General features: G+C 56.1%; 9 protein-coding genes. 2 read left to right on the top strand and 7 right to left on the bottom strand.

From position 1 onward, the window contains the following. Positions 1 to 212: 212 nt before the first annotated feature. Positions 213 to 911: a hypothetical protein gene (locus ACOCF6_RS11355; RefSeq protein ID WP_482460491.1), complete on the bottom strand. Its 699-nt coding sequence runs from the start codon at positions 909 to 911 to the stop codon at positions 213 to 215. A 35-nt stretch (positions 912 to 946) separates the two neighbouring features. Next, positions 947 to 1,384: a phosphate-starvation-inducible PsiE family protein gene (locus tag ACOCF6_RS11360; protein ID WP_482460492.1), complete on the bottom strand. Its 438-nt coding sequence runs from the start codon at positions 1,382 to 1,384 to the stop codon at positions 947 to 949. Between the two features lie 338 nt (positions 1,385 to 1,722). Between ACOCF6_RS11360 and ACOCF6_RS11365 the strand changes: the two genes are divergently transcribed. Beyond that, positions 1,723 to 1,875 (top strand): hypothetical protein, encoded by a 153-nt coding sequence (locus tag ACOCF6_RS11365; RefSeq protein ID WP_482460493.1) that lies wholly within the window; start codon positions 1,723 to 1,725, stop codon positions 1,873 to 1,875. Positions 1,876 to 1,981: 106 nt separating this feature from the next. Here ACOCF6_RS11365 and ACOCF6_RS11370 read toward each other — a convergent pair whose 3' ends face one another. Then, on the bottom strand, positions 1,982 to 3,595 hold the full coding sequence (locus ACOCF6_RS11370) for a methyl-accepting chemotaxis protein (protein ID WP_482460494.1): 1,614 nt from the start codon (positions 3,593 to 3,595) through the stop codon (positions 1,982 to 1,984). A gap of 208 nt (positions 3,596 to 3,803) precedes the next feature. Between ACOCF6_RS11370 and ACOCF6_RS11375 the strand changes: the two genes are divergently transcribed. Beyond that, entirely contained in the window at positions 3,804 to 6,251 is a 2,448-nt protein-coding gene (locus ACOCF6_RS11375) for a glycosyltransferase (protein ID WP_482460495.1), read from the top strand. A gap of 59 nt (positions 6,252 to 6,310) precedes the next feature. On the opposite strand, the gene ACOCF6_RS11380 is transcribed toward ACOCF6_RS11375, so the two are convergent. From ACOCF6_RS11380 to ACOCF6_RS11395, 4 genes are all read right to left on the bottom strand, one after another. Continuing rightward, entirely contained in the window at positions 6,311 to 8,989 is a 2,679-nt protein-coding gene (locus ACOCF6_RS11380; RefSeq protein ID WP_482460496.1) for an EAL domain-containing protein, read from the bottom strand. A gap of 157 nt (positions 8,990 to 9,146) precedes the next feature. Further along, positions 9,147 to 10,727 carry a GH3 family acyl-acid amido synthetase gene (locus ACOCF6_RS11385; protein WP_482460497.1) on the bottom strand — a complete coding sequence of 527 codons (1,581 nt, stop codon included), beginning with the start codon at positions 10,725 to 10,727 and terminating at the stop codon, positions 9,147 to 9,149. After that, positions 10,728 to 11,804 (bottom strand): alpha/beta hydrolase, encoded by a 1,077-nt coding sequence (locus ACOCF6_RS11390; RefSeq protein ID WP_482460498.1) that lies wholly within the window; start codon positions 11,802 to 11,804, stop codon positions 10,728 to 10,730. It lies immediately after the preceding gene. Positions 11,805 to 12,029: 225 nt separating this feature from the next. Continuing rightward, positions 12,030 to 14,726, bottom strand: a complete 2,697-nt coding sequence (locus ACOCF6_RS11395; protein ID WP_482460499.1) for an alkaline phosphatase — start codon at positions 14,724 to 14,726, stop codon at positions 12,030 to 12,032. Between the last annotated feature and the right edge of the window lie 104 nt (positions 14,727 to 14,830).

Here is a 14,830-nt window from a genome sequence, read left to right on the forward strand (position 1 = left end):
AGACGTAAAACGTTGCCGGAAGATTCATGCCACAGCATGTCCATTCCGAAGATCTGCCTAGCTTCCTGGAAGCGTCCCACGGATACGGGTCTCGCTCATAATTGTGTCCGATTTTTTTAGACATTTTGTAGCTCCTTGATCGTCAATCTATCATAATTCCAGGGTGGAATCACGTGTTCAGGCGGTGTAACTCCGCTGCGTGATGTACCTGACTACAGCACCTTGGCCACCGAGACCGCCTGAACAGAGTAGGAGTTCTCTCCTCCTCGGCTGTCTTGACGGTACATCACTACCGCCGACCCGTCCCAACTGATCCAGCGCCGGGCCTTTTTGTTCAGGTCCGTATAATCCACCACCCGACAGGGGTATACCTTTCCTGCTACAATATAGTCCTCATTGCGGACAAGGCGATACTCCCGCTTGACTACCATCAAATTTTCCACATCCAGAATTTTCAGAGTGATCTGCGGTTTGTCCGTAAAATCCAGCTGCGCTTCCGGGCACTCCATGGTCGTGTAGTCGTAGCTCTTGCGAGGTACGACAATAGAGCGCATCGCCCCCTGCTCACGCACAGCAAAACGGAATGAAGAATTTTCCAGCCGTCCCTCAACATCGATTGTGGCCCCGTTATCCCGCCCCTTGCGAGAATAACTGACCAGCTCTTTCTTCAGGAGGGTACCCTTCTCGATTGTATCCAGATGGTACCCCATCCACAAAAACGATGCCGTGACCGCTGTTCTGGTTTCGAAGTGGACAGTGGCTACACCGTTTTCTTCCGTTCTGCGCTGGGTGGTTGTAATCTCGCCGATAGAAAAACCCCTGGAGGAAACGTTATAGAGAGCAACCGTTTTTTCGGAATTGCGGGCCGAAAACAGCAATCCCGGCATCAGGAAGAGTGTCACGAATAACATCAAACAGCTGCATCTATGAAAGATGCCGCTCATTGTCACAACTCTTCTCTGAAACGACGGGGAGAAAACCTGACGGCAATGATCCTGATGCAGGCCAGGGAAAGCACCAACAGAATAATCATGGCAACCTCCTGCCACTCCATCTCCTTGTACCAAAAGGCCATCACCTCTGTTAACACCGTCACGATCACCGTATCGATGATATAGGTGACCTTGACCCGCCCTTCCGTAAAATAGGCCAGTGCGGTACGCAGCACCTCAACAATGGCAAGCACCGTCAGCATATCCACCATGATTGTTTTGAAGGCCGCATGAAAACTTTGCTGGAAAACAAGCCTCATGTCGTAAAACGTACCACCGATTCCTAACAGGATTGTCAAAAGAATAGCTACTATCAACAACGACAGGACAACTCGGGCAGACATCTCGAAAAAGCGGCTTACACTCAGGTCAATAACATCTTCTTTCCACATGATACATTTCTCCTTATTTCGTTAACGCACCCATACAGCCAATCAACGTCATGATCCATGGGCATCAGTCTATCAGGATTGCGTTGAGATCAGGCTGTGGCCTGGTTACGATTGCGAAAACTCTGGGGAATTGCATGCGAAACAGCAGCACTTTTTACAACAAAATAACCTCTCCGCCACCGGGATGTAACACGCGCATGCTAAGGTGACGACTCATCGGGAACGGGTATTCGAAAATTTTGGCGACCGAATCTGATCCGCACGCCCGGAGCGGCCGGCTTACGCAGGCGTGATGCGTTGAGCCTCAATTGCACAGATGGATTACAGGAGATACTAACATGGGAACCATCGCAACAATCAAATTTGGTCTGGGTTTCGCAGCTGTCATATTGGGTGCTCTTTTTGTCGCGTTTCTGGCCTACATGTCGACTGTGGGGAGGAACTCATCGCTTCGTCAGAAAAAAATTGCGGAGCCGAACGAATCAATATGAGGATAGACCAGCATTGAACCAGTCATGGCTCTATCAAACAAACGGGGCCTGCACCATGAGGTGAAGCCCCGTTTGTTACGAGATCGCTGTCAGCAGCGTGCGGGATCTACAGCTTAAACTGCCCTACCAAGCGTTGCAGCTCTTCCGCCTGACGCGACAGATCTGCCGAAGCCGATGCCGTTTCGGAGGCGCCTCGCGCCGTGGCGTGGACAACATCGGTAATCTGGGAGATGTTCGTGGTGATCTCGCTGGTCGTTGCAGTCTGCTCCTCGGCTGCCGTGGCAATCTGGTTGACCTGCATGGTGACATCGTTGATCTGGTTGAGGATCATCTCCAGGGCCTCGCCCGACTGCACCGATGATTCCGTACCCCTCTCAACCTCAGCAACACCTTCATCCATGGCAGCGACTGCTCCCTTGGTTTCGCTCTGGATGGCCTTGATCATCTCTCCGATTTCGCGGGTAGCGCGGGTGGTGCGCTCGGCCAGGGCGCGGACCTCATCGGCTACGACTGCAAAGCCGCGACCCTGCTCACCGGCACGGGCGGCCTCGATGGCGGCATTGAGGGCCAGCAGGTTGGTCTGGTCGGCGATATCCTCAATGGTACCCACGATTTCACCAATCTGGTCGGAACGGGCCCCCAGACTCTCAACCGTCGTTGCGGCACTCTTTACCCGTGCTGCAATACGCTCCATCCCTACAATTGTCTGACGAACCACATCTGATCCAGAACGGGCGGTTTCACTGGCCCGGTTCGAGTTGTCTGCGGCATTCAGGCAGTTGTGGGCAATATCACCCGATGTGGCAGCCATTTCCTCGCTGGCCGTTGCCACGGTCCCGGTCTGGGAGGCGACCTCTTCGGCGCCCGTCGCGATCTGCTCGGCGGTGGAATGCAGCTGGTTGGAGGCCGAGGCCACCTGAACAGCGGTCTGGGCTACCTGGGCGATGATGCCGCGCAGCTTCTCGATGAACAGGTTGAAGTAGCTGCTGATTTCCGCCAGTTCGTCCTTGCTCGTAGCGTCCAGCCGCTTGGTCAGATCGCCTTCGCCCTGTGAGATGTCCTGCAACATCGAACGCAGGGCATTGACAGGACGCATGATGGTCGTCAGCAGCCAGCCGGCCAGGCCGGCCTGCAGCAGGATACCGATCAGCCCGATGACGAGCGATTGCGTGATCATCCCGCGGATGTTTGAATCAAATTCCTCGTCGTATGTCTTCATTTCCTTTTCAAACAGAGCCGTCACCTTGTCCATATCCGCTTCTATCCTGGAAACCTGGGCATCAAGTTTGTCATCAAGTTCCCGAATCTCCGGCGTGATTCCGTCGCTGGACTTGAGGGCCGGGAGCATTTTCCCTTCAAAAATATTCACGATCTCCTGGGCCGCGGTTTTAACCCCCTCAGCCAGCTTCTTCTCTTCCGGCGTATCGGCCTCCTTGAGCACCTTGTCGATATTCTTGAGGACCTCAGCCTTCTTTTCAGACCAGGCCTTTTCGGTCTTTTTCAGATCCCGGTTGATCTCGGCGTCGGCAATGATCTGGTATAGCGCCATCCCGCCCATAGAGGCCTCTTTGACATCCAGTGAATCGCGAGAACGCTGAGCCCCGACATCCTGCATCTTCTGCAGAATCTTCAGGTCATAGTAATTCAGACTGACGATGCCGATGATAGTCAACAGAATGATGACGACATTAATGATGATCTTTGATTTGATGGTAGCCATGCTTCCCTCCTTCATGCATTGTTTACTAATTTGGTCACTATAAATTACTTTTAAAATAAATACATTATGTATGTCAAATGTAACAAGATTGTAACATTTGCCATGAATCAACAGATGAGCAGCACGCTTACATTTACCACCGTAAGTTTTCGAAACAATTACACAACCTCAATAATTCTGTAACATTGGCATGCTACTATCCCATAGCATGAACTCATACAAAGCCGACCTGCACGTCCACTCCAGCCATTCCAACAAACCGACCTATTGGGCCATGCGCAAGTTCAATGTCCCCGAGAGCTATACCTCACCCCGGCACCTGTACCGGGTCGCCCGTGAACGCGGCATGCATTTCGTCACCATCACCGATCACAATGCCATCAACGGTGCCCTGGAGATCGCTCACCTGCCGGACACCTTCGTCAGCTCCGAGATTACGGCCCATTTCCCGGAGAACGGCTGCAAGGTGCATGTGGTGGTGCTGCATATCTGTGAAGCGCAATTCCGGATCATCCTGGAACTGCGCAAAAATGTGTACGAGCTGGTGGCCTACCTTCATACTGAAAAGATTGCCCACTTTCTGGCGCATCCGCTCTATGCCCAGAACGACAAGCTGAATCTGGAGATTATCGAGCGCTCGCTGCTGCTCTTCACCACCTTCGAAATCAAAAACGGCTGCCGTGCCCACCGCTTCAACGACTTTACCAAGCGGCTGGTCTCCTCCCTCAACGAAGCGGTCATCGAACGCCTGTCCAACAGATATGATCTGAAGCCCTACGGCGATACCCCCTGGATCAAGGGTATTGTCGGCGGTTCTGATGACCACGGCGGCCTGTTCATTGCCCGGGCCCACACGACTGTCTATGATACCCCCACCGTTGACGGCTTCATCGCCGCCGTCAGGGATGGAGAAAGCTGGGCCGACGGCGAGGACGGCGGGCCGCTGACCATGGCCCACAGCCTGTACGGCATTGCCCACAGCTTCTACCGGGAACGCCTGGGCCAGCGGCGGCGCGGCGCAACACCCTTTGTCAGCGCCCTGCTGGACCGCTTTTTCAACATCGGGGCCGACAAGGGTTCCTTCGTCGAAAAGATCCGGCTCTTCATCCTCAAAAACCTGCCGGCTTCCCGCAACCATGCGGGGAAAACCTTTGAAGAGATTCTCGACTCCGAGGCACGAACGCTGCTGGGTGATGCCGGGTTTCTGGCCGGCATCCGCGATGCTGACAGCAACCGCAAGATATTCGCCGTCACCAGCCGACTGGCCAATCGCCTGATATTTCACTACACGAACCGCCTGATGACACTGCCGCTGAACGCCGGCTTCTTCGACTACCTCAATACAATCGGCACCATCGGCCTGGTGCATACCCTGATTTCCCCCTACTACCTGGCGTTTCACCACCAGCACAAGGGCAAAGATCTGATCCGGGACATTACGAATGCGCTGCCTGAAATGCATCACACTGCGCCCCCCGAAAAAATCGCCCTGTTCACCGACACCCTGGATGAGATCAACGGTGTTGCCATCACCATCAAGCGCCTGATCAGCACCGCCCGCAGCCTTGGTGTCGAGCTGACGGTCATCACCGCCGGCGACAAAGAAGAAGACGCGATTGAAGGGGTAAAAAAGTTCCTGTCAGTGGGTGATTTTGTGCTGCCCGAATATCCTGAACTCAAACTCAACTTCCCGCCGATTCTGGATGTGATGGATTTTATCGAGCGTGAAGGTTTTACCCGCATCCATGTCAGCACCCCCGGTACCGTCGGGCTGCTGGGCCTCCTGATCGCCCGCATGATGAATATCCCGCTGGCCGGCACCTACCACACCGATATCCCCCAGTATGTGCGCAGCCTGACCAATGACGAGTTCCTGGAACAGGCCGCCTGGAACTACATGATCTGGTTCTACAGCCAGATGGAAGAGGTCATGGTGCCGTCGGTCGGCACCCGCGAACAGCTGGTATCCCGCGGCCTGCCGCCGGAACGGATGAAACCGCTGCCCCGCTGGGTGGATACTGAAAGCTACTCCCCGGACATGCGCAATCCCGGCTTCTGGAAGGGTCGCGGATTGGGTCTCGGCAGATTTGTGCTGCTGTATGTCGGGCGCGTCTCCCGCGAAAAGGGGCTGGGAATGCTGGTGGATGCCTTCAGGGAACTGGTGGACTCCGGCGCGGCAATCGCCCTTGCGGTAATCGGCGATGGTCCCTATCGGGAAGAGATGGAGACAGCACTTTCAGGGTATCCGGCCCTGTTTACCGGCTATTTGGCAGGGGAACAGCTGCAGCGGGGCTATGCCTCGGCCGACCTGTTCGTGTTCCCGAGTGCCACCGACACCTTCGGGAACGTGGTGCTTGAAGCGCAGGCCTCCGGTCTGCCGGTCATCGTATCCGATGAAGGCGGCCCGCGGGAACTGATGATCCCGGGAGAGACCGGCTTTGTGTTTCGTGCCGGCAGTAGCGACGACTTGGTCGGCGCCATCAGCTCGATGGTCTCCGACCCGCAGCGGATGACCGCCATGGGCTCCAATGCACGACAATTCACGCTGGACAAGGCACCCGACAGCACTCAAACCTACAGCACCATACTGCACCTTGATGCGCAGCAGAATGCTGTTGAAGGAGTTTGCGCAGTTGCCGGCGCCGAAACACAATAGCCGACACAAGTCCTTCGACCTTGTCGGCAGCCTGCTCCCCAGTTATATTCCTGACCTGTTCAGCATTCCGTATCCATCCTGCGATTGATAACCACAGATGATCCAGGCAGTTTCTTGGCTGCCCTTTTGACCTCGGTAGAGATCGAAGCCAGTTGGGCGTATGAGCTGACCGGCGTCAAGCGGGTATTGACGATGCCGATGGAAATCGAAATCAGCCCGAAGGTTTCCTGCTCTCCCTTGCGGTTTACCGCACTGTAGCATCCGGCGGAAAAATCCTGTGCCCCGTGGAACACCGGCAAATGTTCTTCAAGGGCTTCGATGACCAGTGCCGAGATGTACTCGGCATGGTGTGCCCCGCTGATGATGATGAAGTCGTCCCCGCCGATATGCCCGCAAAAGCAGGAGAATTCAGCGCCTGACGAATGTGTCACCTCAGAGATAATCTCTCCCAGTGCCTTTATGACCACATCCCCCCGCTGGAATCCGTAGTAGTCGTTAAACGGCTTGAAGTTATCGATGTCGATATAGGCGATATCGAAACCGTTTCCGGCCTGAATCCGCTCGGTTATCTCGCGCTGGATGCTCTCGTTACCCGGCAGGCCGGTAAGGGGGTTGGCGCTTTTGGCCAGCGTCAGGTTGATATCGGTAATGGCGTTGATGAAGCGGTTGACATCCACGACCCCGTGATAGACCCCGTTGCGGCTGACACAGATGTTGTCTACCCGTACGTCCAATCCCTGCGACTGGATGGCCTGGGCAACATCCTTGATGCTGACATTCGCTTCGAATCCCAACGTGACCGGAGCCATCAGGTCGCGCATCTTCCTGGAGTGGTTGATATGGAAGGCGAAGCCATTCATACCGATGACATGTTCTTCCAGAAAGGTGGAGCGGTTGATAATACCGACGGCACGGCCGTCATCCACCACCGGCAGTACCACCAGGGCCGGATCGCTCTGAAAACGCTTGAGGACTGCAGCCAGGTTATCTCCGGGATGTGCCGGCACAACCGCTATGGAAATCACTCCAATATCCTCCACCGCAACAGACCCGGCAACCGGGATGCTGACGGATTCCGGATGAAGGGGTTTTCCCGAACCGGCGGATGCGGCCATGCCGATTGGTGCGAACGTCACATCCGGCGTGGAAACCGACAGATCGCCAACCGGCATGCCCTGGGCAATAAAGGCTTCAAACTGCTGGCTGTCAAGCGGCCGGGCAAAATAGTAGCCCTGAGCCTGCTGGCATTCACGCTGCCGCAGAAATTCAAGTTGTTCGAGGGTTTCGACCCCTTCGGCAATCACATTCAGGTTAAGTGCGTGTGCCATGGCAACAATCGCGTCCACGATGGCCGCATCATCCGGGTCATTGACGATATCGCGCACAAACGACCGGTCAACCTTGATCGTATCGATCGGCAGGTGCTTGAGATACGAGAGCGAAGAGTAGCCGGTACCAAAGTCATCTACCGAGATGCTGATGCCCAGTTCCTTCAGGCGCAGGAGTTTACCGATTGTATCGCCTGAATCACCCATCAAAGCGCTTTCGGTCAGTTCCAGTTCGAGATCGTGGGGGTCCAGTCCGGTTTCAGCCAGAATCTGCATGACCAGCGGCAGGAAGGCGTTGTCACGCAGCTGACGGGCGGAGAGGTTGACGGCGACCTTGAGCTTGGGCATACCGGCATCCTGCCAGGCCTTGTTCTGGCGGCAGGCTTCCTGCAGCACCCATGTTCCCAGCCGCACGATCAGGCCATTCTCTTCCGCCACCGGTATGAACTTGTCCGGCGGGATAACACCCTGGCCGGGTCGCTGCCAGCGCACCAGCGCCTCCATGCCGATGATGTCCGTGCCGTTGATGTCCATTTTGGGCTGATAGCACAGGAAAAATTCGCCATCCTCGATCGCCCGCAGCAGCCGGGTCTCAATACTGTGGCGCTCGACAGCCTTCTGATTGAGGGCTTCGGAATAATACTGGAACGACACGCCATTCTGGCGGGCCTGATTCATGGCGATATGGGCATGCTGCAGCAGCACTTCACTGGTTACGCCGTCTGCCGGAAAACAGGCAACACCGAAACAGGCCGGAATGATGGTTTCATCCGCCCCCAGCTGGAGCGGTTCCGAGAAAATTGCCTGCAGCTTGTGCAAAATCATGGCAATGTCGCCTTCCTGCAGAGTTCCACCCAGGACGAGCCCGAATTCATCGCGATGGATACGGGCGACCGTGTCATATTGCCGTAACGTCGATACCAGCCGTTCGGCAATGACACGCACCGCTTCGCACCCGCCGCTATGGCCCCGTACATCGACAACAGCCTTGTAGCCGGTCAGACTGATATAGATGACAGCCGTGTTATTGCGCTTGCGGCTGTTGAAGGCAATGACCTGATTCAAGCGGTCAAGCAGCAGGTTGTGGTTGGGCAGGCCGGTCTCCCGGTCGTAATAGGCCAGTTTTTTTATCTCCTGCTCGGCCAGGTGAAAGGTTTCCTGCGATGAACTGAGTTGCCGGGCATAATTGCGGATCAACAGATGCAACAATCCGGCAGTTATGATGATGAAGGCAATCCCCTTCAGGATAGCAACATGTTCAAGCTGGTGTCGGTCCGTTACAAACCGGGCGGTCGCGGTATCTGAAAACAATATCCAGCCGGTCCCGATACAGAGGTATAACAGCCCGATTCTGGTCGGTGAGAGGATAGTAAAAGGCGGGGGAAAGAAACGTTTGGTTGTTACAGACATAAGGCAGGGCCTCCTCCGTTATCGCAGCGCATCAAGAGTACGCAGGCATCACATTGAGTACAGGCGCGATTTTACACTTATTTAATGAAGGGCGGCGTTACAAGTACGCAAAGAGGTTGTGACAGTTTGATGGTGAGGTTTAGATGACGTTGATTGCCTATGGATTGGCACTATACCTGACGAGGCTCTGAATCATGGATGAATCCGGAGTCGGATCGATGTGCGGGATCTTGGTTTGTCCACCCAGTTTGCCGCGTTCCGCCTGCGACCATCGGTAAATACCGTCTTCCGGCACCAGCAGTACATCAGGAGCATTGATGCGCCCCTGGCTCCTGAAGGCGGCATAGTCGGCATTCAGGCCGCACAGGGTCGTGTCCAATACGTTACCTGCATCTTCATTATCCAGATCCCCATCCTGCACAGCCAGCACCCACTGGTGCCGACGGGTCGAAATATCGGCACCCACCATGAACTCGCGTATATTCCAGCGACCGTTCTGGTTGAGCTTGGCAATTGCCTGCTCGACCTCGCCCTGGGTGACCTTCTCCTCCAGTTTGTCCAGAAAACGGTCCCGGCCGGTGAACTCGATAAAATGCGGGGATGTGGCGGTGAAGCGGATCGTGTCGCCGATGTGGTAGCGCCACAGCCCGGAGCAGGTGCTGAGGATGACGGCATAGCGCTGCCCGGTTTCGACCTGTTCCAGCGGGATTGCGTCGGCATAAGGCGCCGGTTTGCCATGCTCGTCCAGCTCTTCAAAACGGACGAACTCGAAGAAGACGCCGTAATACGGGGTCAGGCGCATCTGCGCTTCGCCTGGCTGCTGGAAGGCCATGAAGGCCTCTGATGAGGGGAGCAGTTCCAGCAGATTGGGGAGGCGGTCATGGAACAGATGCTCGAATTCGTTTCGATAGGGCGCTATGCTGGTGCCGCCGTGAATAATCAGCTCAAGATTCGGCAGCAGCTCCCGCAGCGGCCGGCCGCCGATCTCCAGACAGCGCTTCAGCAGCAGGATGATCCAGGGGGGCACGCCGGAGATAACGCGGATATCTGAATCGCGCAGCAACAGTTCTGCCATGGCCTGCAGCTTCTCCTCCCAGGGCAGAGCCGAGATCTCCGCTCCCGGTTCCACAAAAGGGGTCAGGTACCAGGGACGGAAACGGAGTGTCAGGGCGCTCATGTCACCGGACCAGACCCCGCGCCTGACCGTGCTCAAGCTGGTGGAGCCGGACATGTAGAGGATTTTGCCATTGAGGATCTGCGACTGTGGGTTGGCGGCCAGATAGCAGGCGACCATGTCGAGGGCGGCCCGGCGGTTTTCTGCAAACATCCGCTCAGAAAAGGGGATGAATTTGGTCGGAGCTGTTGTGCCGGATGTTTCGCAGAACATTGAGATGGTGCCGGGCCAGGTGGCGTTATCCAGGATCGGGGCCGAACGTCCGTTGGATGAAACCGGCTGATCCGGGTAAAAATAATCTGTCATGAAATCCTGATACGAACGGATCGGCACGCTGGCTTTGTAGAACTGGTAGGCATCGCCAAACGATCTGTTGTTCAACCGGGCAAAGCCATGGTCACTGCCAAACCGTGTCGCTGCGGCTGTTTCAACCAGTTCCCTGAAGATCTGCCGCTGGACTGCCAACGGATCCCGCCGGTTGCAGCGTTCGGCCCGTTGTACGGCCTGTGAATGCAGCAGGCACTGCAGCGCTCCGGAACGTTGTATCCTGGTCAGCAACGTCATTTAGACCGCCAGCTGAAAACGCGGATAGAGCAGCTTGTCATACCAGCTTTCCAGCAGCATGTTGTAGGCCTCATGGTGGAAGATCAGTGAAGCGTGGGCGACCCCGTCCCCGGCTACATGGGACTTTACCATCTTGACGCGACAGGATGGAAATATCCTGGAGTAGAGCGAAGGTTCGCTGAACAGCTTCAGCGTCGGCGAAGAGGGCACCAGAATATCGGATTCATTTTCAGCCAGAAGCACCAGCACCGGACCGGGAAAAAGCGTACGGGCAAGGGCCGGGAAGCTGAAATCCCGCAATGCCGTGACCCGTTCAAATCCGCCCCGTGAGGTGGTGTATTCGATAACATCGAAGATTTTCTTGCGGATGGCAAGGTGGCGGACACTCAGGGTGCGGTTCTCGGCCCCGGCATTGAACAGGGCTTGAAAACAGCGCCGCGAGCGCTCGACGTGTTTGGCGACATCCATGTCATTGGCCGGGTCGGCAGATATTATTTTTCTGAGATTGGTTTCCAGAATGCGTATGCCGTCACGTTTTGGTCCGGTCGGCCTGATCAGGTCGTCGGTCGTGATGACCGGGCTCACCAGAACGATGCCGCGGATGCTTTCCAGCACCTGTTCATCGGCATGTTTCAGGAAGTTGGCGAGCAGACCGCAGCCGAAGCTGATACCCATGATCAGAGGCTTTTGTCCTTTACGCACCAGAGATGTGATCAGATCGGTAAGCTGGGCGGAAACCATCTCCTGGCAGAATCCGATACGGGAATAGTTCACGTAGTAGATGGAACCATGCTGCCGCAGGAGTTTGCGCTGGAATTCCACCGTCTCGGTGGCATCCGGCACGAAGCCTCCCAGCACGATGGTGGGTGCAGTGCCGACACCTTTTTCCCGGTAGATCTGACAGCGCGTGCGGAGGGCATCCGGGTTCTGCACGTAAGCTGCAAACTCATGGTGACGGGATTTGGGGGCAAAGCGTTTGATCGAGATACCGCGCATGAAACCTGCAGCCGCAGTAACTGCGGACACCACCGGACGTATGTCCTTCACAACCTGAAGTTTTACCGACTTTTCGCTCATATACCCCCCTGTTGTTTAGTACGTTAGAAATTATTTCTGCGGTTTGCTGAAATAATTTCGTGAACGTACTTATCCCGTTTATCGGGGTTGGAAGGCATCGTAGCATTCTCAGGTTACATGCATATTGCGGGCTGGTGAATGTTTTGAAAATTTGTGTGTGGGGGCTGGTGTCACACCGAAATCTGGTGCTCTGGGCAAAAATGCAGGATGAAGGCTATTGCGGGATCACTTGCTGCGGGGTGCCAGAGAAACCGTGTGCGATGCGCCCCATCTCTTCTGCTGCCAGAGATACTCGCGCACCGTCATATTCTGCGCGGCAGCATCGATGGTTACCACGTTGTAGGACAGCCGGTCGGGATCACCCCTGCCATCAGCAGCATCCGCACCCGAAACAACCCCCTTCATCGGTGAATCTACCCGGAACACATTCAGCTTTATCTGGCCGCTGGTACCCGTCCAGGTGTACTTCTGGAAATAATTCTCATTGCCATGGAAGTAGGCGACGATATTCCTGTGTGTTGCCAACCAGTCCGCCAGCCCTTTCTGGGCGGTGGTTGCAGGGCTGCAGGTGGACAGGCTGCCGCTGCTGTCGGAATCTGCGACAACGTCGGACACCAGGTTTTCAAAGCCGCCGGCGAAATCCGCGGCGCCTTTGGGGCCGGTCAGATGTTTTGTTTCGATGTCGGGCTGATCATGGGTAAAGAGCACTACCGGCATTTCCGGATGGCCCATCCCGACAAGATCGGCATCGATCAGCGGCCGGACAGCACTGTCGGGCCACATGCCCAGGAACACGAAGTGGACACCGCCCATATCCCGGGAATAGACTATCGGCGGCCGGGTATGTTTGTAACCGCCTGCAGTCAAAGGAACGGCCGGGCTCATGTACATGTTGTAGAGGTTGAACATGACGGTGTCGTCGGTTGGCGGCTGCAGTGCCCTGGTGTAGGCGATGGCATTGGAGACGTCATGGTTGCCGGGTACCAGGTACAGCGGGGCTTTTTTGCCATTGCGGTCCAGCACGTTCAGGGTGCTGATATAATCGTGTGTAAACTGCTCCCAGGAAGCGGCTGCAGCTTGAATGCCATATCTCGATTCCTGACGGTTGGCGATGTCGCCGGTCATGGCAACAAAATCTATCGCCCCGACTGGCTGGCAGGCCTTGACGCCGTTATCGCCGCAGGGGAGTGTCTCATTGGGCATGCTGTTCATGGAACGGATCATCAGGCCGTTGACCTGTGCCGCAGTGCTGTAACTGCCGAACAGAGCCGATCGCTTGGTGCCGTAATGGGCATCGGAGGTGTACAGAAAGGTGGTCAGCCGGGGCCCTGAAACCCTGCTACGGTTCTCGTCAGTCAGCCCCGGGGCGGTCAGCATGACCCTGAAGATCTGGGTATTGTCAACGATGCGGGTACCCGGATACCAGAGCCCCTCAAAGCCCCTGAAACTGTCTGAAGCGGCGCCCCTGGCATACAGCGTGACCAGCTCGTTGGTGTGCGAATTACCACCCTTTTCAGCGAAACCGTAGGTCACTTGGCCGGGATCGTAGTAGTAGGCAACCGTTCGGTCGTATCCGGCCGGGGCACCCGGGCCGTTTCGGTGCTGAGCCGGCAGAATGCCTTTGGCCAGATCCTTCTTCAGCCGCAGGTACCCGTTGGCGTGGTCCGCTGTGACGATCACCAGGGTATTTTCCCAGCTGATATCATCACCCGGCTGGTCAATAAAGGCTTCTACGGCTTTGACCGCGTTGTTCAGGTCCCAGATGCCGCCGATCATGCCGGCATAGTCATTGGCATGGTTGGACCAGTCGATGTCCCCCTGTTCAACCAGCAGGAAGAAGCCGTTCCTGTTCCGGGACAGGACCTTGAGGGCAGCAGTGGAAGCATCGGCCAGGGTGGGGTTCTCGACGGAACCGCGAACAATACCGGCACTGCCGTCAGTGCTCGGCATATGAAACTCGAAGTTGCCCCCCGCGCCGCCGAACAGGCCGAACAGCTTCTTGTTGCCGGCCACCGCTACATCGGCTGCGGCCTGCAGCACACTGCCGCCATCGACGCCGACTTTGCGCTCTGCCAGGACATACTCGCGGGAATTTTTCAGGCTGTTGTATTCGGCGGCATCGATATAACTGTAGTCCGCCCGGCCTGAGGCAGAGTAGAAGGCCGGATGACCGCCGCCGATGACAACCTCCGGACGAACACCGGCGATGATCTCCTGTGCGATGGCCCTGTAGTTGTCGCGATGAACATTGTGGCTGACGAAGGCCGCCGGGGTGGCATGGGAGAAGGGAACCGTGCTGACCACGCCGATGGCTGCTTTTCTCTGGCGGCGGAACATCTCGGCGATGGTGGTGAGGCGCCCGTTGGCCGGGTCGCCGCTGCGCCAGGCAACGTTGCCGTCGTCGGTCTTGAAGCCGGTGGAAAGCGCTGTGGCGGCAGAGGCCGAATCAGTCGCCGGATAGGCTCCGTTGGCGGTTGCACCTGATTTCAGCCTGGTTCCGAAATAGGCGGTCTGCCCGGATGTATCCTGACGGTAGGGGAGTTTGCCGCCTTTGGAGGGATCATAGCCCAGCAGGGCAGTAAAACCGTTGGCCCGTTGCGGATCAAAGCAGCTGTCGCTGATCAAGGCCGCGCCGTACGTGTAGGCATAACGGTTATAGGTCGTTACATCCCAGGTGGAGGCAGATCCTTTATAAGGAAATTTTTGGTGCTCCAGCCCTGCTTCCGGGTTTCCGTACAGGTAATTGCTTGCGGCCCTCTCATGCTCCAGCTGCATGCCGTCTGCGATGATCAGAATAACATTCCTGGCTGAAGGCGCTGGTGTTGAGGCCGCTGTTGTTTTGCACAGCGAGAGTGTCACTATGAATTGAAGCAGTACGACCAGCGCAACGGCAGACTTGCTTCTTATGAAACCGTGCAGCATCAGCATGTTCTCCTCTGGATATTAAAGTGCGCTGAATGTTCCTTCAAACGAAATCGGGGCCTGCACCAGCAGGTGCAGCCCCGATTATAACAAAAGATATTTGC

It is taken from the genome of Geobacter psychrophilus, assembly GCF_056821595.1.